The sequence below is a fragment of the Roseibaca calidilacus genome, assembly GCF_001517585.1.
GTDB lineage: Bacteria > Pseudomonadota > Alphaproteobacteria > Rhodobacterales > Rhodobacteraceae > Roseinatronobacter > Roseinatronobacter calidilacus.
Window position 1 is genome coordinate 1,548,428 of sequence record NZ_FBYC01000004.1, and the last position, 24,500, is coordinate 1,572,927.

General features: G+C 62.4%; 19 protein-coding genes. 5 read left to right on the top strand and 14 right to left on the bottom strand.

The features are described from left to right. Positions 1-39 precede the first annotated feature (39 nt). From AWT76_RS11190 to AWT76_RS11215, 6 genes are all read right to left on the bottom strand, one after another. Positions 40-1,857 (bottom strand): ABC-F family ATP-binding cassette domain-containing protein, encoded by a 1,818-nt coding sequence (locus AWT76_RS11190; RefSeq protein WP_072247657.1) that lies wholly within the window; start codon positions 1,855-1,857, stop codon positions 40-42. A gap of 38 nt (positions 1,858-1,895) precedes the next feature. Further along, a complete protein-coding gene (locus AWT76_RS11195; protein WP_072246420.1) occupies positions 1,896-3,053 on the bottom strand; it encodes a DUF1501 domain-containing protein in 1,158 nt (385 codons plus the stop codon). An 8-nt stretch (positions 3,054-3,061) separates the two neighbouring features. Continuing rightward, entirely contained in the window at positions 3,062-4,405 is a 1,344-nt protein-coding gene (locus tag AWT76_RS11200) for a DUF1800 domain-containing protein (RefSeq protein WP_072246421.1), read from the bottom strand. A gap of 64 nt (positions 4,406-4,469) precedes the next feature. After that, positions 4,470-5,681: a beta-ketoacyl-[acyl-carrier-protein] synthase family protein gene (locus AWT76_RS11205; protein ID WP_072246422.1), complete on the bottom strand. Its 1,212-nt coding sequence runs from the start codon at positions 5,679-5,681 to the stop codon at positions 4,470-4,472. Further along, on the bottom strand, positions 5,678-5,965 hold the full coding sequence (locus tag AWT76_RS11210; RefSeq protein ID WP_082700178.1) for an acyl carrier protein: 288 nt from the start codon (positions 5,963-5,965) through the stop codon (positions 5,678-5,680). Before AWT76_RS11210 ends, AWT76_RS11205 begins: the two co-directional genes overlap by 4 nt. Positions 5,966-6,119: 154 nt before the next feature. Beyond that, on the bottom strand, positions 6,120-7,712 hold the full coding sequence (locus AWT76_RS11215; RefSeq protein WP_072246423.1) for a L,D-transpeptidase family protein: 1,593 nt from the start codon (positions 7,710-7,712) through the stop codon (positions 6,120-6,122). A 326-nt stretch (positions 7,713-8,038) separates the two neighbouring features. Between AWT76_RS11215 and mepK the strand changes: the two genes are divergently transcribed. The 3 genes from mepK (at position 8,039) to AWT76_RS11230 (ending at position 11,135) form a co-directional block, all read left to right on the top strand. Further along, positions 8,039-8,608: a peptidoglycan L,D-endopeptidase MepK gene (gene mepK, locus AWT76_RS11220; RefSeq protein ID WP_072246424.1), complete on the top strand. Its 570-nt coding sequence runs from the start codon at positions 8,039-8,041 to the stop codon at positions 8,606-8,608. Positions 8,609-8,767: 159 nt separating this feature from the next. Further along, positions 8,768-9,421, top strand: a complete 654-nt coding sequence (locus AWT76_RS11225; RefSeq protein WP_072246425.1) for an ABC transporter ATP-binding protein — start codon at positions 8,768-8,770, stop codon at positions 9,419-9,421. Continuing rightward, complete coding sequence (locus AWT76_RS11230) at positions 9,405-11,135, top strand: KpsE/RkpR family capsule polysaccharide export protein (RefSeq protein ID WP_072246426.1); 1,731 nt, start codon at positions 9,405-9,407, stop codon at positions 11,133-11,135. Before AWT76_RS11225 ends, AWT76_RS11230 begins: the two co-directional genes overlap by 17 nt. Before the next feature lie 17 nt (positions 11,136-11,152). Here the strand turns inward: AWT76_RS11230 and AWT76_RS11235 are convergent, their stop codons facing one another. The 3 genes from AWT76_RS11235 to AWT76_RS11245 all read right to left on the bottom strand — a co-directional run bounded on the left by AWT76_RS11235 (position 11,153) and on the right by AWT76_RS11245 (position 15,635). After that, positions 11,153-12,328 (bottom strand): BaiN/RdsA family NAD(P)/FAD-dependent oxidoreductase, encoded by a 1,176-nt coding sequence (locus AWT76_RS11235; RefSeq protein WP_072246427.1) that lies wholly within the window; start codon positions 12,326-12,328, stop codon positions 11,153-11,155. 146 nt (positions 12,329-12,474) lie between these two features. Then, the gene (locus AWT76_RS11240) at positions 12,475-14,325 is read right to left on the bottom strand and encodes an ABCB family ABC transporter ATP-binding protein/permease (protein WP_072246428.1); all 1,851 of its coding nucleotides are present in this window, start codon (positions 14,323-14,325) and stop codon (positions 12,475-12,477) included. A 65-nt stretch (positions 14,326-14,390) separates the two neighbouring features. Continuing rightward, on the bottom strand, positions 14,391-15,635 hold the full coding sequence (locus tag AWT76_RS11245) for a LysM peptidoglycan-binding domain-containing protein (protein ID WP_072246429.1): 1,245 nt from the start codon (positions 15,633-15,635) through the stop codon (positions 14,391-14,393). Between the two features lie 104 nt (positions 15,636-15,739). On the opposite strand from AWT76_RS11245, the gene AWT76_RS11250 reads away from it, so the two are divergent. Next, positions 15,740-16,300 carry an LOG family protein gene (locus AWT76_RS11250; RefSeq protein ID WP_072246430.1) on the top strand — a complete coding sequence of 187 codons (561 nt, stop codon included), beginning with the start codon at positions 15,740-15,742 and terminating at the stop codon, positions 16,298-16,300. Between the two features lie 29 nt (positions 16,301-16,329). On the opposite strand, the gene uvrA is transcribed toward AWT76_RS11250, so the two are convergent. Next, on the bottom strand, positions 16,330-19,182 hold the full coding sequence (gene uvrA / locus AWT76_RS11255; RefSeq protein WP_072246431.1) for an excinuclease ABC subunit UvrA: 2,853 nt from the start codon (positions 19,180-19,182) through the stop codon (positions 16,330-16,332). Positions 19,183-19,398: 216 nt separating this feature from the next. Here uvrA and AWT76_RS11260 point away from each other — a divergent pair, with 216 nt between their 5' ends. Next, complete coding sequence (locus AWT76_RS11260) at positions 19,399-19,758, top strand: rhodanese-like domain-containing protein (protein WP_072246432.1); 360 nt, start codon at positions 19,399-19,401, stop codon at positions 19,756-19,758. Between the two features lie 94 nt (positions 19,759-19,852). Here AWT76_RS11260 and lpdA read toward each other — a convergent pair whose 3' ends face one another. The 4 genes from lpdA to queA form a co-directional block, all read right to left on the bottom strand. Next, complete coding sequence (gene lpdA, locus AWT76_RS11265; protein ID WP_072246433.1) at positions 19,853-21,247, bottom strand: dihydrolipoyl dehydrogenase; 1,395 nt, start codon at positions 21,245-21,247, stop codon at positions 19,853-19,855. Positions 21,248-21,361: 114 nt separating this feature from the next. Next, on the bottom strand, positions 21,362-21,940 hold the full coding sequence (locus AWT76_RS11270; RefSeq protein ID WP_072246434.1) for a DUF924 family protein: 579 nt from the start codon (positions 21,938-21,940) through the stop codon (positions 21,362-21,364). A gap of 100 nt (positions 21,941-22,040) precedes the next feature. After that, positions 22,041-23,309 (bottom strand): MFS transporter, encoded by a 1,269-nt coding sequence (locus AWT76_RS11275; RefSeq protein WP_072246435.1) that lies wholly within the window; start codon positions 23,307-23,309, stop codon positions 22,041-22,043. A gap of 37 nt (positions 23,310-23,346) precedes the next feature. Next, positions 23,347-24,417 carry a tRNA preQ1(34) S-adenosylmethionine ribosyltransferase-isomerase QueA gene (queA, locus tag AWT76_RS11280; protein WP_072246436.1) on the bottom strand — a complete coding sequence of 357 codons (1,071 nt, stop codon included), beginning with the start codon at positions 24,415-24,417 and terminating at the stop codon, positions 23,347-23,349. Positions 24,418-24,500 lie beyond the last annotated feature (83 nt).

Consider the following 24,500-nt stretch of genomic DNA (forward strand, 5'->3'; position numbering starts at 1 on the left):
AAATCTTGCATCAATAATTAAGGCCGAACCGGGTCGGCCCTACCCCGCCTCCGCCCGTTCCGCCAAATCCAGCCAGTCCTCTTCCGCCGCCGCCAGCGCCTCTTGGCGCGCGGTCAAAGCCTCGGTCGCCTTGCGGAATTTCACCGGCTCGCGGGTGAACAGCTCGGCATCTGACAACAGCTCCTCCAGCTTGGCGATCTCGGCCTCTAGCCGGGCAATCTCGGATGGCAGCTTCTCCAGCCGGTGCGATTCGGTGAACGACAACCCCTTCGCCTTCGCCGCAGGTTTCACCGCAGGCTTCACAGCCTTCCCCGCCTTCGCCACAGGCGCGGTTGCAGGTGCCGCCGTTTCTGCCCGTTGCGCCAGATAATCCGACCAACCGCCCGCATAGGCGGTCACGCGGCCCTGCCCTTCGAACACCAGCGTCGTCGTCGCCAGCCGGTCGATGAAATCGCGGTCATGGCTGACCAGCAGCACCGTGCCGTCAAAGCTGCCCAGCAGGTCTTGCAGCAGGTCCAGCGTTTCCACGTCCAGATCGTTCGTCGGTTCGTCCAACACCAGCAGGTTCGCCGGTTGCGCCATGATCCGCGCCAGCAGAAGCCGCGCCTTTTCGCCCCCCGACAGGGACCGCACCGGCGCGCGTGCCTGAGATTCGTCAAACAGGAATTCCTTGAGATACCCCACCACATGCCGGGGCGTGCCGCGCACCATGACCTGATCGGCCTGCCCTGACACCGCCATCAGCGGATCGCCCGTCAGGTTCTCCCATAGTGACGAATTGGGGTCGAGCTGCGCGCGGGTCTGGTCGAACACGGCGGTTTGCAGGTTGGTGCCCAGCCTGATCGTGCCTTGGTCGGCCCCTTCCTGCCCGGTCATCAGGCGCAAAAGCGTGGTCTTGCCCACGCCGTTGGGGCCGATCATGGCCACGCATTCGCCGCGCATCACCCGCAACGAGAAATCGCGCAGGATGGTCCGGTCGCCATACGCCTTAAACACGCCGTCCAGTTCCGCCACGAGCTTGCCAGAGGCGGGTGCTGCGTCGAAGGCCATCGCCGCCGTGCCTTGGCGCTTTATCTGGCCCGCGCGTTCGGCGCGCAGCTCGGCCAGCGCGCGCACCCGGCCCTGATTGCGTTTGCGGCGGGCAGAGATGCCTTCGACCGCCCAGCGCGCTTCGGCCTTGATCTTGCGGTTCAGCTTGTGGCGGGCATCATCTTCTTCCGCCCAGACCTTGTCGCGCCAGTCTTCGAACCCGTCGAACCCAGCTTCGCGGCGGCGCACCTGGCCCCGGTCCACCCAAAGCGTGGCACGGGTCAGCGCGCGCAGGAAGGCGCGGTCATGGCTGATAAGCACAAAGGCCGCGCGGGTTTCGCGCAGGCGCGCTTCCAGCCAGTGAATGGCGGTGATGTCCAGATGGTTCGTCGGTTCGTCCAGCAGCATCAGGTCAGGCGCTTCGGCCAGCAGCCGCGCCAGCGCCGCGCGGCGGCGTTCCCCGCCAGAGGCACGCGCGGGATCAAGCTCCGGGTCGAATTCCAGCCCCTCGGCGGCAATATCCACGCGCCATTGTTCCGACGGGTCCAGACTTTGCATGGCGTAGTCGCCCAATGTCGCAAACCCCGCGAAATCCGGGTCTTGCTCCATATAGCCCACCGACATGCCCGGCGGCAGGGTGCGGGTGCCGGTGTCGGGTTCGACCAGCCCGGCCATGATCTTCATAAGGGTGGATTTGCCCGACCCGTTGCGCCCCACAAGCGCCACGCGGTCGCCGGGTTGAACATTCATATCCAGCCCCTCCAGCAGCGGGTTGCCGCCAAAGCCAAGGCCGATTCCAGAGAGTTGTAACAGGGGTGCTTGTGCCATGGGGCGCATATAGGCTGCGTGGGCGTGTGTTGGAAGCGTTAAAGCAACAGGCTGGGCGTGTCGCCCATGTCCAGCCCCGGAAAGACCGTGCGCGTCAGGTCCGACGCGCGCAGCCCGAACATGTCGTGCAAGGCCCAAGCGGCATAGGCACGCACATCGCTGAGTGGCATCAGGTCGCGCCGGTCATACAGCGCAGACTCTGCCAGCCCCGGCCAGCCACCGATCATGCGCCCGCCGCGCAACGCGCCCCCGGCCAGAAGCGCCATGCCCCCGGTGCCGTGATCGGTGCCATTTGTGCCATTTTCGCGCGCGGTGCGGCCAAATTCGGTTAGCGCCAGAACCGTGGTGCGCGCCCAAAGGGCCCCCAGTTCGGCGCGCAGGGTCAAAAGCGTGGTTTGCAGGTTGCGCAGCGCGGGGCGCAGGCGGTTTTTCTGCCATTGATGCGTGTCGAACCCCGACAGAGACAGGCTGGCGATCCGGGTTTCCCCGCGTATTTGTTCGGCAAGATAGCGCGCCAGCACCTCGCCCGCGGGGCCGCGTGTGTCCATGTCGGCTTCGCTGCCCATCTCCAGCGCGGTCCGCCCGGCTTCGGCAAAAAGCGTGTCTTGGGTGAACAGATACTCCATCAACAGCCGCGCTTGGGGGCCAAGGTCCAGTTCGGTGCCCGGTTGCCAATGGGTAATCGGGGCCGCGCCATCCAGCACCAGCATTCGTTCGCGCCCCAAGGCAAAGGCGGTGCGCGCGGTGGTGCCCGGCATCAGCGTCAGCGCGCGGTTCAGCCAGCCGTCGCGGACTTGGGCCGGGTCGCCCGCGATCCCGGCTTCCAGCAGGTCTTGCCCGTCGAAATGGCTGCGCTTGTCACGATAGGGGGTGGATGTGGCGGGGACAAAGGCTAGCTCGCCCGCCTGCCATAGCGGGGCCAGCCCCGACAAGTCTGGGTGCAGCGCGAAGAACCCGTCGCCCAAGGGCGTGCCACCGTCGGACAGGCTGGGGCGCAACGCCTTGAATGCCGTGTCCCCCACAGGGCGCAGCGCATCCAACCCATCGAGCGCGCCGCGCAGGATGAGCACCACCAGCCGGTTCTCGCCCGGTGCACTGGCCATGGCGATAGGGGTCAAAAGCGGGCTGGCGGCGGCAGAGCAGCCAAGCGCGGCCACCTGCCCCAGAAACGCGCGCCGGTTGGTCTTTGAACGCATCTTGCCCCCTAGCAGCGGTTGAACTCGGGTGCGGATAGGATAATCCCCACCCCCTGCCCGCGCGTTTCTGCCCCGGCTGCGGCGCGCGCAAGCTGCCGACTGGCCATGCCGCCCATGGCGCTTGTCACGAAATCACGCGGGTCCGGGGCATGGGGCAAACGGTCCGCCAGCCCCATCGCCCATGTGATCCGCGCGGCCATGGCCTGCGCCGTGATCCAGCCGCGCGCGCTGTCGTCGTATCCGGCGGGGGATGGCACGGCTTCCCACCGTTCGCCCATCGCCCGCAAAGGTCCAAGCAGGTCGCGGCGCGTGTCGCGGTCGGACAGCGCGCGGATCTGGTCTGCCGTCACCCCTGTCGCGCGCAGGCTGGCGGCGACCCACAGCATTGGGGCGCGGGTCTTGCGCAACTCTGGCGCCCACGCCGCCGGGTGTTCCAACATGGCGCGGTAAAGCGCGCGCAGGTTGCCGCCAGAGGCCAGATAGACCGCCTGCATATGCGCCACCAGTTGCGGGTCGGGATCATCCGACACGAAATGCCGTGCCAGTTTGCCCGCCAAATGCGCCGCCGTTTCCGGGCGCAAGGCCAGATCGTCCAGCGCGTCAAACACATGGCGCTCCATCACTGGGCGGCCACCGTAGCGTTTGCCGAAAATCTCTATCAGGCCCGGCTCGGCAATGCGCGGGTCAAACTTGTAGCCATTGTCCAGATCGAAGGTCACGCCCGTCAGCAGCCGCGCCATCTGGGTTACATCGGCTTGGGTATAGCCTGCGCCCAGTGTGTGCAGTTCCAGCAATTCACGCGCAAGGTTTTCATTCAGGCCACGCCCGGTGCGCCGCCCGACCCGGCTGAACGGCCCGACCGACACATTCTGGTTCAGAAACCCCTGCATTACCGGATGCGTGACCGCCGCGCGCAACAGCGTGGCGAAATTGCCCGCGATATGCGGTTGAATGGCCTCTGCGATGTAGCTGGCGCGGGCAAAGCGGAAATAGCCCCGGCGCGTGTCGGCGGCGAAATGGTTGGCCCAGAAAGCGGTCACCCGCTCTTGGAACCCGATCGGCGCCGCGACCAGTTGCGCGATCTGCGCGCGCAGATCGGACAGGCTGTCGCGCGCCTCGTGGCGGTTGATCGTGTTCAGCGCATCTTGCGCATTCTCCCGGCGGCCCTCGCGCTGTGCGCGGCGCAAAGCGGCGCGTTCGGCGGCGCGGGCCAAGCGGGTGGCAAAGGGGGTGATCTTTGCACGGTCGTCGCGGTCTAGATCGGCAAGAAGCGCCGCACCATCCACCACGGCCCAGCCCGGACGCATGCCAAGGCCGAAGCGGATCATCCCAAGACTGTCCGGTCTGCTCATGCGCGCCCTCAAGCTTTGCCCATAAGGTGCGGGCGTGGCGCACCCCTGTCAAATCACCTGTCGGTCAGGCGGCGCGGCGCAGCACCATCACGGCATTCAACCCGCCAAAAGCGAAAGCATTGCTCATCACAGCGTCCACACGCGCCGCGCGCGCTTCGTTCGGCACCACATCGAGCTGGCAATCGGGATCGGCTTCGGTGAAATTGGCGGTGGGGGCGATCACCCCCTCTTGCAGCGCCATCAGGCAGGCCAGCAGTTCAACAGCACTTGTGCCGCCGATCAGATGGCCATGCATGGATTTCGTCGAGGATACCGGGCAAACCGCCAGATGATCGCCCATCACTTCGGCCAGCGCCTGCGCTTCGGTCCGGTCATTGGCCGCCGTGCCGGTGCCATGGGCGTTGACATAGCCGATCGCATTGGGCGCAAGCCCGGCATCGGCCAAAGCCATGCGCATGGCGCGCACCGGGCCGTCGCGGTCGGGCATGACGATGTCGCTGGCGTCAGATGACAGGCCAAACCCCGCAACCTCGGCCAAGATCACCGCGCCGCGCGCTATGGCGCGCTCGCGTTCCTCGAACACGAAAACCGCGCCGCCTTCGCCTTGCACCATGCCAGAGCGGTCGCGCGAGAAGGGGCGGCAAGTGTCGCGGCTCATCACGCGCAAACCTTCCCAAGCCTTGATTCCGCCAAAGCCCAGCATCGCTTCGGACCCGCCGGTCAGCATGATATCGGCCATCCCCGCGCGGATCATCATCAGCGCCTGCCCCATGGCATGATTGGCCGACGCGCAGGCGGTAGAGGTGGTAAAGCCCGGCCCTTTCAGCCCGAATTCCATCGACACATGCGACGCGGCGGCATTGTGCATCAGGCGCGGCACCACGAAAGGGTGAACGCGGTTCTTCCCTTCTTCATAGACCGTGCGATAATTATCATCAACCGTCAGGTTGCCACCGCCCGCCGTGCCCAGCACGACGCCTGCGCGCAACTGTTCTGCTTCCGAAAGGTCCAGCCCCGCTTGCGCCATCGCTTGGCGCGCGCTGACCAGCGCGAACTGGGTAAAGCGGTCCAACAAGGGTAATTGTGCGCGGGTGAAATGACTGACCGGGTCAAAGCCCGAAACCTCTGCCCCGATCTGAACGCTCAGGCGTTCAACATCGCGGCAGGTCAGTGGGCCGATGGCACATCGGCCAGCCTGCATGGCCTTAAAGGTGGACGCCACATCGGCCCCAAGCGGGTTCAGCGTACCCGCGCCGGTGATGACGACCCGCCTCATGCGGCCTGTTGCGAGATCAGGCCTTCGACCTGCCGGATAATCGCGCCCACCGACGAAATGTCAAAGCCGCTTTCGTCGGGGTTGTTCGCATTGAAGGGAACGGCGACATCGAAAGCCTCTTCAATTCCGAAGATGCATTCGATCAGCCCAAGGCTGTCCAGCTCCAGATCTTCCAGCGTCATGTCCTCGCGCACATCGGCCAGATCGACCAGCGCCTGTTCGGCAATGATCTGCTTGACCCGCGTTGCGATCACGTTTTCGTCCAACATGAAGTCCAGTCCCATCGGGCATCTCCTTGGCAAGAGGGATGCGCCCCGTATCTGTTCCAAATGTAACAGCTTCATGACATTGGACAACTCAAATCGGTGCCAGTGAGCGCAAACGCCACATGCCCCCTCCATCCGGAGAGGGCATGCTATGGCCATAGGCAAGGCAGGATCAGGTTGCGGGGTTAACCGCCCCTTCCGCGACAAGGGCACGGTAAATGCGGTCATCACGCCCGTAAATGTCGTCACGAAAGTTCAGTTCGCCGCGCACATTGGTAAAGGCCGTGCGATATACCAGATGCACCGGAACCGGGTTGTCCAGATACAGGCGGGTCTGTTGCCCCGTATTCAGGATGGAATGATACAATTCGCGCGGACTGTCGCTTTGACGCGACAAAAGTTCATAGGCGAATTCGCGCGGATCATCCAAGCGCACGCAGCCCGAGGAATGCGCGCGCACCGTGGTGTTGAACAGATGCTGCTCCGGCGTGTCATGCAGGTAGATGGCATAGGGGTTGGGGAACATGAATTTCACCTCGCCCAGCGCGTTTGTCGGCCCCGGAGGCTGTCGCACATTGAACGGAAAGGTGCGCGGCGTGTAGCGCCCGAAATTGATGGCTTCGCGTGGCACCACCTGCCCGCTGGCATCGACAATCTGCAAATGCCGCGCCCCGCCAGAGGCCAGCGCGCCCCAATAGGACCGCGCAATGATCGAGCGCGGCAATGTCCAGTCGGGGTTGATTTCGAGATATTTCATCGTCTCGGAAAATTCCGGCGTATGCTTGTCATCAGAGCGCGCGCCGATGATGGCCTTGGTCTCGAAGGTGACAATATCATTATCGACGATGCGCGCGTAGAAATCGGTCAGATTAACCCAGATATGCCGCTCGCCGCGCGGAATATTCATCCAGCGTTCACGTTCCATGGCAACGATAACAGAGCGCAACCGCTCTTGCGGCGTAACATTCAGCGCGCGGATCGTCGCAGCCCCGGCAATACCGTCCGGCTCTATACCGTGGTTCATCTGGAACTGCTGCACGGCGGCCTGCAAAACACCGTCATAGCTGCCGACAGCAGAGCGCTCCAGATAGCCCATGGCTATAAGCCGGTTGCGCAGGGCAATGACGGCTGGCCCCGAACTGCCGGGCGCAAACCGAACCTGCGGCACGGCAGGACCCCAACCACCTTGGGCGATTGCCGTTTCCAGCTTGTGCTTGGCGCGGAACAGCCGGGCATATTCCGGGGCGGCGGGCGCAAGATTGCGAATGAACCCCGCAGCGGGCGCCTTGGCGAAATCGGCCATCAATTGCGCAGCATCCGGGCGCGGCAATACCCGCACAATGTCGGGGTCCACGCGGATCGGGTCCAGCACGCCGCTGTGCAGGTCTGTGGCGAATTGCAGAAAGATGCGCGACATGCGCGCTTCCAGCGCGCCACGGTCCCGCTCGCTGCGCACGGCATCAAACGCCTCCATCAATCCGGGCACGTCATAGCGCTGCAATGGCAGGCCATGCTCGCCCGCACGCATCAGCGCGGTCAGGAATGCCGTGCGGCGCGGCGCGTCATCCGCCCCCGTCCACAGGTCGTCATACGCGGTGTCGCGGTAGAACTCCGACAGGCCAGAATTGCCCGACACCCCTTCGGCCACCGCTTGCTGGAAGGCTGGGAAATGCTGCGCCACCGCGGCAGAGCCTGTCAGCAAAACCGCTGTCATCCCGGCCACGACAAATCGTGGCAGCGCACGCGGTGCCTTCAAAACCAACATCAACTCCTCCTCCAAAATGCTCCAAAGAAGATTGGCAAATTATTGCCGATCACGTCCAGTCACAAGGCTGCGAGACGGAAATCCCCCGGAAACAGTTTTTTTTAAGAAATTTGATGCAATCTGAGCGCATGACAAGACCGCGCACCCCCAAATACCGCACTGCCCAGTTGGCGGATTTCTGCCCATCCGCTCACTTGGCCACGAATGCGCGTTCAGAAAGCCTTGGTGACGTGAAGTATTTGTGGCAAGTCATTGCCCGACCAACTTATAAACGGGCTGCGCGGCGACAGGCGCCCAACCCGGATAAAGACCCGAGGACAGTCATCATGGCCCCAATCATTGGCACAACCACGACCCGTCGCGCATTGTTGGGCGCGTTCGCGGCCACGGTTGTTGCGGCGGCACCTCAATTCCCCGGGGTGACAGCCTATGCGCGCGGGGCGGGCGATATCCGCAAGTTGAACTTCTATTCTGGCCGCACCGGCGAGAAGATCAACATCATCTATTGCATCGACGGGGAGTATATTCCCGAATCCCTTGCAGAGATTAATCACTTCTTCCGCGACTGGCGCAACAACAAGGTCCACACGATTGACGCGCGCACAGTTGATATTCTGGCCGCCGCGCATAACCTGCTGCGCGTGGACGAACCCTATATGCTTCTGTCCGGCTACCGCTCGCCCGAAACCAATGCAATGTTGCGCGCGCGATCAAGTGGCGTGGCGCGAAATTCGCTGCACTTGAAGGGTCAGGCCGCCGATGTGCGGCTTCAGTCACGCTCTGTCAGTGAAATCGCCCGCGCTGCCGTGGCGTGCAAGGCTGGCGGCGTCGGTCGTTATTCCGGGTCCAACTTCGTGCATATGGATTGCGGCGTGGTGCGCACTTGGGGCCGCTAAGACGGGTCCAACTTCGCATTCGCGATTGATTCACAACGCATTTTCGCCGCATTCTGTTGCTAGGACAGAAACAGTCAGGCATGGAAGCACGACGCGCGGCAAACTTGCCGCCCATTAGTATAGCGTAATAGGCAGGTTGAACCGGGGTGACGTCGCGCAATGCTGGATTTCGTCAATGTCAGCAAATCCTTCTGGACCGGGACGCAGCGCAAGGTCATCCTGGAACAAGCAAGTTTCTCTATTCGGCGCGGCATGAATCTTGGGATTCTGGCCAAGAATGGCTCTGGCAAAACCACGGTCATCAACATGATGGCCGGGCTGGAGCGGCCAGATGACGGCGCGATCCACCGAAATTGTTCTGTGTCCTTTCCGCTTGGGTTCATGGGCGGGCTGGTCACCAAACATAGCGGCACGGAAAATGTTCGCTATATCGCGGCCATCTACGGGCTGGATGCCGATTATGTCGAAGCTTTTTGCCGCTGGCTGTGCGATATTGGCGAATATTTCGACATGCCCATCGGCACCTATAGCAGCGGGATGCGCGCGCGCCTGTCGCTGGCGCTGATGCTGGCAATGAATTTCGACCTGTATCTGATCGACGAAGGGATGCCGACAACCACCGATGTTGCGTTCAACAAGCGGGCCGGGGCGGTCATGCGCGAACGCTTTGAACGCTCGACTCTGGTGATCGTGTCGCACCAGCAAGAAATTTTGCAGAAATTCTGCAACACGGCTGCCGTCCTGCTCGATGGCAAGCTATATTTTTTCGATACGCTGGAAGAGGCGAAAGAGCTTTATGACTACGCCGGTTAAATCCAAACGCTTTCGGCTACGCCACGGCGCTGGTGCGCCTTCGCAACCGTCGCAGGCGGACACGACCGCGCCTGCCCCGGTCAAAGACCAGTCCCCAGCCAAGGCAGCGCCCTCATCCGCCGACACCACTGTCAAGCCGCGTATCGTTTTGCAAAAGCGCGCGCGCCTTTCGACCGAAGCGCAGACAGCGCCGGTCAATGCCGACAGGCCACCGACCAGCACGCCCCCCGCGGTGCAACCCAGCGATGGCCAAAAGCCTGAGTCGGATCTGGACATCATCCGCCAAGAAGGTCTGACCGCACGCCAGTTGCGTATGGCAATGCGTGTCGCGCAGAAGCATGGCATCCGCGCGGGTTCTGCCTATGAGGCGGTTCTGGCGCTGCGCAAAATCGGGGTCGACCCGTTTTCGCGTGCGACCATGCTGGAACTGGTGCGCAACGACACTGCCGAGGATACCAGCCGCGCACTGACCACCGCGCCGCAAACCTCCCCGGCCATTGGCGATGAAACGCTGTCTTCTGCACAAGAGCGGATGGCGCGCATTGCCGCCGAACGCGAACGCGAATTGCAGAAGATGCAGCGCGAAATCGTCAAACGCCGCCGCAAACGGCTGTTGCTTTTGGGCGCGCGGCTGTTGGCCTTTGTCACCTTCCCAACCTTTCTGGCGACCTATTATTTCTACATGATCGCCACGCCCATGTATGCGACCGAATCCGAATTCGTGATCCAGCAGGCAGATTCCGGCCCCTCCATGGCCAGTGATCTTGGGTCCATGCTGCCCTCTGCCGCCGGTATGGGCATCGGGGGCCAGCAAGAGGCCGCCTCGGTTCAAAGCTTTCTGCAATCGCGCGGTGCCATGCTGCGCCTGAACGAGGAAGAGGGGTTTCGCGCCCATTTCAGCCAGCCCGATCTGGATATCTGGCGCAGGCTGCCTGCCGATGCCTCGAATGATGATGCGTTCAAGACCTATGGCCGGCATGTGCGCATCAGTTACGATCCCACCGAAGGCGTGGTCCGCATGGAGGTGATCGCCGCCACGCCCGAAGACAGCGAACGCTTTGCCCGCGCGCTGCTGACCTATGCCGAAGAACATGTCGACATGATGACCCAGCGCCTGCGCGACAGCCAGATGCGCGAAGCCCGCCAAAGCCTGGAAGAAGCACAGGCCGCGCTGATCGCGGCGCGTCAGGATATCGTTGCGCTTCAGGAAAAATCCTCTGTTCTGTCGGGCGATGTCGAAGTGCAGCTGATCTCGCAGCAGATCGTGGCGCTGGAAACCGAATTGACGCAGACACAGCTGAGCATTCAGGAAATGCGCAGCAATGCCCGGCCTAACCCGGCGCGATTGCGCCCGCTGGAACGCCGGGCCGAAGCCTTGCGACAGCAGATCAACGGGCTGCGCAATTCCATGACCCAAGGCACTGGGGAAGATGCGTCGCTGGCCAGCATCCAAAGCCAGCTTATCACGGCCGAAGCCGAAGTGCAGACCCGAGAGATGATGCGCGCACAAGCGATGCAACAACTCGAATCCGCCCGGATGGAGGTCAGCCGCCAAGTGCGCTATCTGGCGTTGACGGTCGAACCCATCGCCTCGGACGAAGCCGTTTATCCGCGCAAGCTGGCCAATTCCTCGCTGGCCTTCCTGCTTTTTGCGGGCATCTATCTCTTTGCTTCCATGACCGGGTCTGTGCTGCGCGAACAGGTTTCTGGTTAGGGCTGCTGGGGCACGGCTTAGACCGCCTGCCCCGCCGCCCAACCAGAGGACCACGCCCATTGAAAATTATAGCCGCCCAGCCAGCCGGTGACATCCACCACCTCGCCAATAAAGTGCAGGCCCGGCACCTTGCGCGCTTCCATGCTGCGCGCGTCCAGATCGCGCGTGTCGACGCCGCCAAGCGTTACCTCTGCGGTGCGGTAGCCTTCGCTGCCCACGGGGCGGATGCGCCAGTCCTGCGCTTCGGTGGCCAGCCGGTCCAAGGCCCGTCCGGTCTGGTCGGCCAGCCGCCCCGAAACCCCGGCCCGCGCCACGACCGCGCGCGCCAACCGTTCGGGCAGATGGCGGGCCAGCGCGGTCTGAACCTCGACCCGCCCGGCTTGGGCTTTCTGCTCGCTCAGCGCGGCAGCAAGCGCGCCTCCCGGTGCCAGATCGACCGAAATCTCGTCGCCTTCGCGCCAATAGCTGGAAATCTGCAAGATCGACGGGCCGGACAGACCGCGATGGGTGAACAACAACCCTTCCTCGAAGGCGGTTTTGTCATGCCGCACCACGGCGGGCACTGATAGCCCCGCCAGCGCGCGCGTCTCCTCCAGCATCTCACCCGAGAAGGTCAAGGGCACCAATCCCGGTCGCGTCTCGACCAGCCCCAGCCCGAATTGCCGCGCCAGCGCGTAGCCAAAGCCGGTCGCCCCCATCTTGGGAATGGATTTGCCACCGGTCGCCACCACCAGCCGCGGCGCGGTGAACATGCCTGCGCTGCTGGCCACCTGAAAACCCTTCGCTTGCGTTACCGCGCCAATCTCAGCCCCCAGTACCAGTGTCACGCCCGCGGCCTCCATATCGCTGCGCAGCATGGCGATGATCTCGCGCGCAGAGCCGTCACAAAACAACTGGCCCAGCGTTTTTTCGTGCCACGCGATCCCGGCCTGCGACACCCGGTCAATGAAATCCCATTGCGTGTAGCGTTTCAGCGCAGAGAGGGCAAAGCGCGGATTGTCCGACAAGAACCGCTCGGGCGCGATATGCAGATTGGTGAAATTGCACCGCCCACCGCCGGAAATCCGGATCTTCTCTCCCGGTGCCTTGGCGTGATCCAAAAGCACCACCCGCCGCCCGCGCCGCCCGGCCTCGATCGCGCAGAACATACCGGCCGCCCCGGCCCCAAGAATGATAACGTCGAACGCGCTCATCCTTTCATCCTTGCAAAAATATCCACGACACCGCCTTCTGCCGCCCCGCGCCGCCATCGGCATAGGGCGCCGCGCGGAACGGGCACGCGCGGCCAGCGCGCCCCTGCCCTTGCAGGGGCCGGTGGCTGCGCGTCCCCCCTGATCGGTCAGGCATTGTCGGCATCTGCGCGCTGGCGCGCCCACATCGCGGCATAGCGTCCGCCCTTGGCCAGAAGCGCCTCATGCGTGCCCTCTTCCACGATCTGCCCGGCTTCCAGCACCACGATCCGGTCAGCCTCGACCACAGTCGACAGCCTGTGGGCGATCATCAGCACTGTGCGCCCTTGTCCCGCGCGGCGCAAACTGTCTTGAATGTCCTGCTCGGTCTGCGTGTCCAAGGCGCTTGTGGCCTCGTCCAGAAGCAGGATCGCCGGGTCTTTCAGCAGCGTGCGGGCAATGCCCACGCGTTGTTTTTCCCCGCCCGACAATTTCAGCCCGCGCTCGCCCACCTGCGTGTCATAGCCTTCGGGCAGCGACAGGATGAAATCATGAATGCGCGCGGCCTTGGCGGCCGCTTCCACATCGGCGCGGCTGGCCCCTTCGCGCCCATAGGCGATGTTATAGGCAATGGTGTCATTGAACAGAACCGTGTCTTGCGGCACCACCCCGATGGCCGCGTGCAGGCTGTCTTGTGTCACGTCGCGCAGGTCTTGGCCGTCTATGCGCAACGCGCCGCCCGTCACATCATAGAACCGGAACAACAGCCGCCCGATGGTCGATTTGCCAGAACCGGACGGGCCGACAATGGCCACGCTTTGCCCCGGTGGCACACGCAGGCTGACGCCATGCAGGATGGGCCGCGCGGGGTCATAGCCAAAGCGCACATTGTCCAGCACCACCTCTGCGCCTTGCACCTTCAGGGGCTGCGCACCGGGTTTGTCGCGCACATCGGTGGGTTGGTCCAGCAGGTCGAACATATCGCCCATATCCACCAACGCCTGACGGATCTCGCGATACACCGTGCCCAGAAAATTCAGCGGCAAAGTGATCTGGATCATGAACGCATTGACCATCACGAAATCGCCCACTGTCAGATCGCCCGATTGCACGCCGATGGCCGCCAGCACCATGACAACGACCAGCCCGCTCGTAATCAGCAGCGCCTGCCCGAAATTCAAAAATGCCAGCGAGTAGTTGGTCTGGACGGCGGCAACCTCGTATTTCTGCATGGCTGCGTCATAGCGCCGGGCTTCCATGGCTTCGGCGTTGAAATACTTGACGGTTTCGAAATTCAGCAGGCTGTCGATGGCTTTCTGGTTGGCGTCGGTATCTTGGTCATTCATCTCGCGGCGCTGTTTGACGCGCCATTCCGTGACCTTGAAGGTAAACCACACATACAGTGCGATTGTGACCGCGACGGCTAGAAGATAGCGCCAATCGAATTGCCAGATGAAGATTGCCATAATCATCAGCAATTGCAGGATGAGCGGAAAGATCGAAAACAGCATGAAGCGCAGCAGGAAATCCACGCCCTTCACGCCACGCTCGATGATCCGGCTTAGCCCGCCGGTCTTGCGAGAGATGTGATAGCGCAAGGACAGGCGGTGAATATGGCCGAAGGTTTCCAGCGCCAATTGCCGCAAAGCGCGCTGCCCCACGCGGGTAAACAGCACGTTGCGCAATTCCTGAAAGCCGATCTCCATCAGGCGCGCCACACCATAGGCGACCGTCAGGCCAATTGCGCCCACCGCCAGCAACCAGCCCGTGCCATCACCGCCGAGCGCATCGACCGCGGCCTTGTAGAAAAACGGCGTGCTGACCGCGACAAGCTTGGCCAACACCAGCATGGCCAGCGCGGCCACGACCCGGTATTTCACCCAATCCTGCCCCTCGGGCCACAGATAGGGCAATACCCGGCGAATGGTGCGCCAACCGCTGGCGCGTTCGCGCGCAGCCTCGCTCGCAGAGGGGGTGGGAATTGTCCCTTGCGCGTCAAGGCTGGTGTCTGGGCTGGTCATGTTCGGGCTTTCCGACTGGCTTTGCGGCTATCTAGGCCCTTGGCACGCCAATGACCAGAGCGCGCTTATTGCGCCGGCGCGTCAGGAACCACGAAAACCTGCCCCGGATAAATCAGATCGGGATCGCGGATCTGATCGCGATTGGCGTCGAAAATCCGCATGTAGCGGCGCCCATCGCCGTATTTCTGCTCTGACATATCCCATAGCGTGTTGCCCGGCTGGACAATCAGCGCGCGTGGGCCGCCCGCGTCGCGTGCCAGATCGGGTGTCACCCGCTCGAACGGAATTTCCGCGCGCGAGGTGACTTGCGCGGCGGCGTCCAGTTCATCCACCCGCAGCCGGTAAACACCGCGATCAATGCCTGCAAGCTGCGCCTGCCATGCGCCATCTGCATCCGCACGGGTGCGCAGGATCGGCTGGTTATCCAGATAGATCTGGATATCGGCCAGCCCGCGTCCGCTGCGCCCGCCCATCACGACCTCTCCCTCGCGGTCATAGACAACGGAATCGATCACGACATTGCCTTGATTGCCTTGCGCTTGCCCCGTCTGGGGCAGGCGCGGCGCTTCGCCCAGCACCTGCACGCCGCCATCGGCGCGCAACAACAACGCAAGCGGTGCCGCATCGGTGCCGGGTTCTTCTGTTCGGTCCAAGGTCTGTGGCAGTTCGGGTGTTGTGCCTTCGCGTGACGGTGTGTTGTTTGCGCTCTCGGCAGGCACGTCAGGTCGGGCGGGCGTTTCGGGCGCGTTGCCGAAAAGCGGGGTCGTGGCGACCTCGCGCGCCACCATCCCGGCGGGCGCATCGGTATTCACACCGGCCATCGCCGCCGCGCTGGGGGTCAGCATGATGGTATCGGCACTGCGCACGCGCCCGCCTTCGGGCAGGCGCACCTCCAACTCCAGCACGCGGGGTGTGCGGCTTGGCAGCACATCGAACATCATCACGAATTCGCCCGCGCCGGTGCTGACGGTATTGGCCACCTGCGCCTCGTCAATCAGCGCGGCGACCTGAGCGCGCGGCGGTGCCTTGCCCGCGAGAAGCACATTGCCAAGGTCGGTCACGCGCACGATATCGAATTGCGGCGCTGCGGCGCGCACGGCATCCATTGCTGCGATTTTGACATCGGAAGGAGTGTCAGACGATGGCGCTTCCGACACGGCCGGGGCGCTCAGGTCAATTTCCGGGCGCGGCAGTTGCGGGGCGTCTTGCGGCGGGAACACCACCACATACGCGACGCCGGCCGCACCGGCGACCGCAACAGAGCCGACCGCCCATTGCGCCAATACGTCCTTTGGGAAAAACTTCAACATCACGCACCCCCAACGGTGCCCTATGCAAGGGATACCGCCACTTGCACATAGCTACCAAGCCAGCTACCTGCTGGCAAAACATTTCGCTACAAGGTCTGCCCCGCATGTCAAGCCCGACCCCTTCAATTTGTGTCTTTTGTGGCGCGCGTGCCGGGATTGACCCGGCTTTTATCGCAGATGCACAGGCCATGGGCCGTGCAATTGCCGCCCATGGCTGGCGGCTGGTCTATGGCGCGGGCGATGTGGGGCTGATGGGCGAAGTCGCGCGTGCCTGCATTGGGGCGGGTGGTGGCAGCTTCGGGGTGATCCCGACACACCTGATGCATGGCGAAGTGGCCAAGCGCGATCTGGGCACGCTGGTCGTGACCGAAACCATGCATGAGCGCAAGAAGGTCATGTTCAGCAATTCCGACGCGGTGGTGGTGCTGCCCGGCGGTGCGGGCTCGTTGGACGAGTTTTTCGAGGTGCTGACATGGCGGCAGCTTGGGCTACACGCGCGGCCCATTTTTGTGTTGAACACTGGCGGCTATTGGACGCCCTTGGCCGCACTGGTCGATCACATCATCGACCAAGGCTTTGCAGAGCCGTCCTTGCGCGGCTTCTTCACGCTTTGCGATAGCGTGGAACAGGTTGTGGCCGGGTTGGACGCGGCATTGGGCCACTAGGCCAGCCGCGCCAACAGCGCCCACCTGCCCTATTCCGCCGCCACCCTTTTCGGCTTTAGCAAGGGGCCAAGGTAGCGCCCGGTATGGCTGGCTTCGACCTTGGCCACATCTTCGGGCGTGCCGGTCGCCACCACCTGCCCACCACCATCGCCGCCCTCGGGGCCAATATCGATGATCCAGTCGGCGGTTTTCACCACGTCCAGATTGTGTTCGATCACCACCACCGTGTTGCCCTGATCGACCAGTTCATGCAGCACTTCCAGCAGTTTGCGCACATCCTCGAAATGCAGACCGGTGGTCGGTTCATCCAGAATATACAGCGTGCGCCCGGTGGACCGCCGCGCCAGTTCTTTCGACAGTTTCACGCGCTGCGCTTCGCCCCCTGACAGCGTGGTCGCCTGCTGGCCCACCTTGATATAGCCCAGCCCCACGCGCATCAGCGCATCCATCTTCTCGCGGATGCTTGGCACCGCTTCAAAGAAGCCCTGCGCCTCTTCCACCGTCATATCCAGCACATCGGCGATGGATTTGCCCTTGAACAGCACTTCCAGCGTTTCGCGGTTATAGCGCTTGCCCTTACAGGTTTCGCATTCGACATAGACGTCGGGCAGGAAGTTCATCTCGATCTTCAACACCCCGTCGCCCTGACAGGCCTCGCAGCGCCCGCCCTTCACGTTGAAGCTGAAGCGCCCCGGCTTGTAGCCGCGCGCCCGCGACTCTGGCAGGCCCGCGAACCAGTCGCGGATCGGCCCGAACGCGCCCGTATAGGTCGCAGGGTTTGACCGGGGCGTGCGCCCGATGGGGCGCTGGTCAATGTCGATAACCTTGTCCAACTGCTCCAACCCCTTGATCGTCTCGCAAGGCGCGGGCGTCTGGCGCGCACCGTTCAGCCGCATAGATGCGGTTTTGAACAATGTTTCGATTGTCAGGGTCGATTTGCCGCCCCCCGACACACCGGTAACACAAACGAATTTGCCCAGCGGGAAATCCACGCTGATATCGCGCAGGTTGTTGCCGCTGGCCTTGACGACCTTCAGCTTCTTGCCATTGCCCTTGCGGCGGGTTTTCGGCACGGCGACCTCTCGCGTGCCGGTCAGGTATTGGCCCGTTACGCTTGCCGGGTCGGCCATGATCTGCGCGGGCGTGCCTTGCGCCACGATCTGGCCACCATGCACACCCGCGCCGGGGCCGATATCCAGCACGAAATCGGCGGTGCGGATGGCTTCTTCATCATGTTCCACCACGATCACGGTGTTACCCTGGTCGCGCAGGTTGCGCAGCGTCACCAACAGCCGGTCATTGTCGCGCTGATGCAACCCGATGCTGGGTTCGTCCAGCACATACAGAACGCCAGTCAACCCGCTGCCGATCTGGCTGGCCAAGCGAATGCGCTGGCTTTCGCCGCCGGACAGTGTGCCCGCATGTCGCCCCAAGGTCAGATAATCCAAACCTACATTGACCAGAAACCCCAAACGTTCGCGGATCTCTTTCAGAATGGCGCGGGCGATTTCGTTCTTTTGCTTGGTCAGCGCATCCGGCACGGTCTGAACCCAGTCCAGCGCATCGCGGATCGACATCTCCGTGACCTGCCCAATGTGCAGACCGCCGATTTTGACCGCCAGCGCCTCTGGCCGCAGCCGGTGCCCGCCGCAGGCCCCGCAGGCGCGGTTGTTCTGGTATTGCTCGAAATCCTCGCGCACCCATGCGCTGTCGGTTTCGCGGTAGCGGCGTTCCATATTGGGTATCACGCCCTCGAACGCGCGGGTCACGTTATAGACGCGGCCCCCTTCGTCATATCGGAAGGGCAACTCCTCTCCGTTCGACCCGTAAAGCAAGACCTGCTTCACATGCGCGGGCAAGTCTTTCCACGGGGCTTTCGCGTCGAATTCGTAATGCGCGGCCAGCGATTGAATGGTTTGCAGGAAATAGGGTGACTTGCCTTTGCGCCATGGCGCAATCGCCCCGTCATACAGCTTCAACGCGTGATCGGGCACGACAAGGCGTTCGTCAAAGAACAGCTCCACCCCCAGCCCGTCGCACTCGGTGCAGGCCCCAGTCGGCGCGTTGAAGGAAAACAGGCGCGGCTCGATCTCGGAAATGGTGAAGCCGCTGACCGGGCAGGCAAATTTCTCGCTGAATGTCAGGCGTTCGCCGTCCTCTTTCGCTTCCTCCAACACGGCAATACCATCGGCCAGATCCAGCGCGGTGCGCAACGAATCCGCCAGCCGGGTTTCAATGCCTGCGCGCACGACAATGCGGTCCACCACCACGTCAATGTCATGGCGGAACTTCTTGTCCAAGCTGGGCGGTTCATCCAACTCATAAAACTGCCCGTCCACCTTGACGCGCTGAAACCCTTGCTTGCGCAGTTCCAGAAATTCCTTGCGGTATTCGCCCTTGCGGTCACGCACGATGGGGGCCAGCAGATAGGCGCGGGTGCCCTCTTCCAGGCCCATCACCCGGTCGACCATGTCCTGAACCTGTTGCGCTTCAATGGGTTGTCCGGTCGAGGGGCTATAGGGCGTGCCCGCGCGCGCAAATAACAGGCGCATATAGTCGTAAATTTCCGTCACCGTTCCGACGGTAGACCGCGGGTTCTTGCTGGTGGTCTTTTGTTCAATCGAAATCGCAGGCGACAGGCCGGAAATATGGTCCATGTCGGGCTTTTGCATCATGTCAAGGAACTGGCGCGCATAGGCGCTCAGGCTTTCGACATAGCGGCGCTGGCCTTCGGCATAGATCGTGTCGAACGCCAGCGACGACTTGCCAGACCCTGACAGCCCGGTGATAACCACAAGCTGATCGCGCGGCAGGTCCACGTCGATATTCTTCAGGTTATGCTCGCGCGCGCCGCGCACTTCGATGAATTTCTGCTCGGCCATAGCCATACCTCTTGCGCTTTGGGCGCAAGATAGCGGGACGCGGGTGAGTCTCCAATCGAATAATGTGAACAAACTGGAAACATGGTGGTGTTGAACAATAATAATCCAGCATTTTCGGCGGCATTTGGCTTAAATATTCACAAAAGTGAATTTATTACTTGCAATCCTGCCCATGTCGCATGATTTATGGCCAAACTGGCTTGAAGGTTTGCACAGATGTTCGGATTTCTTTCAAAATCCCGCCCCGCGCGGATTAACCCGTCAGAGGCAATTGCCCGCGTCAAGGACGGCACGCTCTCGCTGATCGATGTGCGCGAAGCGGGTGAATTGCGCCAAAGCGGCAAGGCCAAGGGCGCTTTGCATATTCCGCTGGGCCAGATCGGCGCGCAGACCGACCCCAAAAGCGGCCATTTCAACCGCAAGCTGGACACGGACAAAGCGGTGGCGCTTTACTGTGCATCTGGCGCGCGGTCGGGGCGTGCGGCGGATGTGATGCGCACCAATGGCTTTGCCGAGGTGTATAACCTTGGCACATTGCACGATTGGCAACGCGCGGGCGGTGCGGTGGTGCGCTGACCGCCAGCCACAGGCACCAATCACAAAGCCCGCGACAGCGTCGCGGGCTTTGGACATGGCGTGCGGCCGCAAGGCCGCTCCGTTTGGTCAGAGCTTAGAAATGGATCGCGCGCCCGTAAGCATCCAGCACCGATTCATGCATCATCTCAGACAGCGTCGGGTGCGGAAAGACGGTTGCCATCAGGTCTTCTTCGGTGGTTTCCAACTGGCGGCCGACCACGTAGCCTTGGATCAACTCGGTCACTTCCGCGCCGACCATATGCGCGCCCAGCAGCTCACCCGTTTTGGCGTCGAACACGGTCTTTATCAGGCCTTCGGGCTCACCCAGCGCAATCGCCTTGCCATTGCCCATGAAGGGGAAGCGGCCAACCTTGATATCCAGCCCCTTTTCCTTCGCCTGCGCTTCGGTCAGGCCAACGCTGGCGATCTGCGGGTGGCAATAGGTGCAACCGGCAATGCTGTCGGGGTCCACCGCGTGCGGATGGCCGCCTGCGATCAGCTCTGCCACCATAACGCCTTCGTGGCTGGCCTTATGCGCCAACCATGGGCCGTTGGTTGCATCGCCAATCACATACAGCCCCTCGACCCCGGTGCGGCAATAGGCATCTGTCACGACGAAAGAACGGTCGATCTTCGCGCCCAGTTCTTCCAGCCCAAGGTTTTCGGTATTGGCCACGATGCCCACAGCAGAAATCACTGTGTCGAATTCGTGCTGCTCCACCTTGCCGCCGCGCTCTATGTGCGCGGTCACCTTGGGGGCCTTGCGGTCCAGCTTTTTGACCATGGCTTTTTCCATGATCGTCATGCCTTGCTTGATGAATTGCTTCTTGGCAAAGGCGCTAATCTCGGCATCTTCCACAGGCAGGATGCGGTCCTGCACTTCGACCACGGTCACATCCGCGCCCAGCGTGTTGAAGAAGCTGGCAAATTCGATCCCGATCGCGCCAGAGCCGATAACCAGCAGCTTTTTGGGCATCCGCTTGGGCGTCAGCGCGTGTTTGTAGGTCCAGACCAGATCGCCATCGGCTTCCAGCCCCGGCAATTCGCGGGCGCGCGCGCCGGTGGCAAGGATGATGTTCTTGCCCGTCAGGTCCTCGGTGCCCTTGTCGGTCGTCACCGCCACGCGGCCCTTGCCCGCCAGCTTGGCCGCGCCCATGATGACCGTGACCTTGTTCTTTTTCAGCAGATGCGCCACGCCGCCCGACAATTGGCCGGCCACGCCGCGCGAACGCTTGACGACCGCATCCAGATCATAGCCGATCCCCGTGGCGCTAAGCCCGAATTCCTTGGCGCGGTGCATCAGGTGAAACACCTCTGCGCTGCGCAGCATGGCCTTGGTCGGGATGCAGCCCCAGTTCAGGCAGATTCCGCCCAAGTGCTCGCGTTCGACCACGGCAACAGACTTGCCAAGCTGGGCGGCGCGGATCGCGGCAACATACCCGCCGGGACCGGCCCCGATAACAACAACGTCGAACGATTTGGCCGCCATGCGAGTCTCTCCTCCTGAAGTGCTGGGCGAAATTAGTTTGCCATTAAACTAGTTTTCGCAACGTCGCAACGCATACCCCGAAACCCCGCCATGACGGGGGCGCATGGCTGGCGCTTAGGCGGCTTTCTGCAAGCGGCGCACAGCCAGCCCATAACCGCCTTCTGTCAGGAAGGATTGTTCCGCCGATGTCGTCTGGCGCCCCAACGCGTTGTTGCGGTAGGGGAAGCGCCCGAATTCGCGGATCACGGCGCGGTGGGCGCGCGCGTGCAGCAGGTTCTGTGCCCCGGTATTGGGCATGCGCAACAGGAACATGCGCACAGCGCGATCCTGGTCCATCTGGCTTTCGGAATGCATCAGCGGCAGGTAAAAGAACTGACGTGCAGGTTCCTCTATCTGCCCATCGAAGCGCAGATGGCAGGCGCGGGCCGCAACCTTGCGGGCCATCTCATCGGTCGCGAAAGCGCGCGGATCATCCCGGAACATGTTGCGCGGGAACTGATCGGTCACGATCAGGTAGGCAAGACAGCCCTTGGGGCAGGATGCCCAGTTGCACAGCCGTCCAGCGCGGGCTTTTTCCCATAGGGGCAGGTAACGGTCGCGGATCTTGGCATCCAGCGCGGCATCCTGCGCATACCAACCTTGCGGGCCGATTTCATCCACCCAGAACGCGATTACCTCTTCCACAGTCGACATTGTGCAAATCCAGATTGTTTTACGTTAAAGCAGTTTTGCAGGCTTTCCCGCGCCTGACAACATCCATGTAACAATATTTCAGGCCGGGGCGTGATTCTGCTCATTTTGTTACGCTTGCGTTACCATCCGCCGGGGCTGCCTGCTCTGCAAGGTCGGTATAGACCGCGTCTACCGTCGCGGCGGACACAACCGGCGAAACCGGCGCGAACGGTCCGGTTTCGGTGACCAGCGGCGCCGGGCGCTGCGTGGCGCGCCACAGCGCATAGAGCGCAAGCAGGGCCGTCAGAACCGAGATGAACAGGAAAAACCCGTCGGGGCCGATCACACCCATAAGCCGACCAATGACCAGCGGGCCAACAATCGCGCCCAAACCATTGACGAACAACAACCCGCCAGAGGCCGCGGCCATCATGTCAGAATCGAGGTAATCATTGGTATGCGCCAAGAGCAGGGCGTAAAGCGGGTTGGAAATGCCGCCGATCATCAACGCCACGGCCACGAGCAACCAGAAGGGCATTGGCAGCAAGACCGGCAGCGCGGCTGTTAAGGTGCCGATCATCGCTACCACGATGACAAGCTTGCGTCGGTCCATCCGGTCCGACAGCCAACCGATGGGAAGCTGGAACACAAGCCCGCCAAAATATATCGCCGCGGTGAAGGCCGAAATCTCCAGCACGTTCAGCCCAGCCAATGTGCCCCAGACCGCCGTCATCCCGAACAGTGCCGAAAACACGCCCCCCATCAGGAAAATTCCCACCACGCCCAAGGGCGACACGTCATACAGCGCGCGGATCGACAGCGATTTGGTGCTGTCAAAGGGCGGCGCGGGGCTGATGGACAGCAGGATCGGCGCGAAGGCCAGCGACACCAGCACAGACGGAATAACGAACAACAAGAACCCCGCAGGGTCGGCAAAGTTGATAAGCGCCTGCGCAGAAATGATGCCAAGCATCTGCACGATCATGTAAAGCGAAAGGGTCTGGCCGCGGGTTTCATTGCTGCTGGAATTGTTCAGCCAGCTTTCCGCCGTGACGTAAACACCGCAAAAGCAAAACCCGATCAGCACGCGCAACAGCGCCCAGACAATCCATTCCGGGATCGCGGCATAAAGCACCAGCACCGCCGAAATGAGCGAACCTAGCGCCGCGAACACCCGCACATGCCCCACCCGGCGGATCAATTCGGGTGCCATGCGCGAGCCCAGCAGAAACCCCACGAAATAACCCGACATCACGATCGACATCTGACCCGTGGAAAAGCCCTCTATGTCGCCGCGAATACCCAAAAGCGTGCCTTGCACACCATTTCCGACCATCAACAGCATGATGCCCAGAAGCAGCGCCCAAGAGCCTGCGAAAACCTTCAACATGAGGGGTGCTTTCGTCTGATCTTCAGGGAAAAGCCTATCACGGGTTGCCCGACAGGTCATCCGGCAACAGAAGCGAGGAGTCGCCATAGGAAAAGAAGCGGTAGTCCTGCGCAATCGCATGGGCATAGATTGCCATGATCCGCGCGCGCCCCATCAGGCCCGCGACCAGCATCATCAGCGTCGATTTCGGCAGGTGGAAATTGGTCATCAACCCGCTGGCAATCTGAAAGCGGAAGCCGGGGGTGATGAAAATATCGGTCATGCCGGTATAAGGCGCAATCTGGCCGGGGCCGGTTGCGGCGGTCTCGATCACGCGCAGGGCCGTTGTGCCAACGGGGATCACGCGGCGGCCCTCGGCGCGGGCGCGGGTGATCTGCGCAGCGGCGGTTTCGCTTACATGCCCCCATTCGGCGTGCATCTTGTGGTTGGACACGTCATCGGTTTTGACCGGCAAAAAGGTGCCCGCCCCGACATGCAGGGTCACTTCGGCAAATTCCACGCCCTTGGCGCGCAACTGCGCCAGCAGATCCTCGTCGAAATGCAAGGATGCGGTCGGGGCGGCTACCGCGCCGGCATCACGCGCGAAAACGGTCTGGTAATCGGTGCGGTCCTGTTCATCGGCCTTGCGGCGCGCTTCAATATAGGGCGGCAGCGGCATTTGGCCCGCCTGTTCCAGCGCGGCATCAAAGGCGGGGCCGTCAAGGTTAAAGGCCAGCCGCACATCTTCCGCGCCCCGTTCTGCAACACGCGCGACCAGCCCGGCGGCAAAGACGATGTCTTCGCCCTCGGCCAGCTTTCGCAAGGGCTTGGCCAAGGCGCGCCATGACCCGTCAGGCTGCGGTTCGGTCAGCGTAACTTCGACACGGGCGACCACCGGCCCTTGCGCGCTATCGCGGTGGCGATGGCCCGACAGGCGCGCGGGGATAACCTTGGTCGTGTTCAACACCAGCAGATCGCCCGCGCGCAACACCTCGGGCAGGTCGCGCACATGGCGATCCGTAATCGTGTCGCCCTGCGCCACCAACAGCTTGGCAGACGAACGCGGGCGGGCTGGCCGCGTGGCGATCAGTGCCTCTGGCAGGTCGAAGTCGAAATCCGAGAGTTTCATTGTGCCACCTTGGGTTTTCACGAACGGGGCTTTAACTTGCGCCGCAGCCCGCTACAACAGGCCCAACGCAACCGTGATGAAGG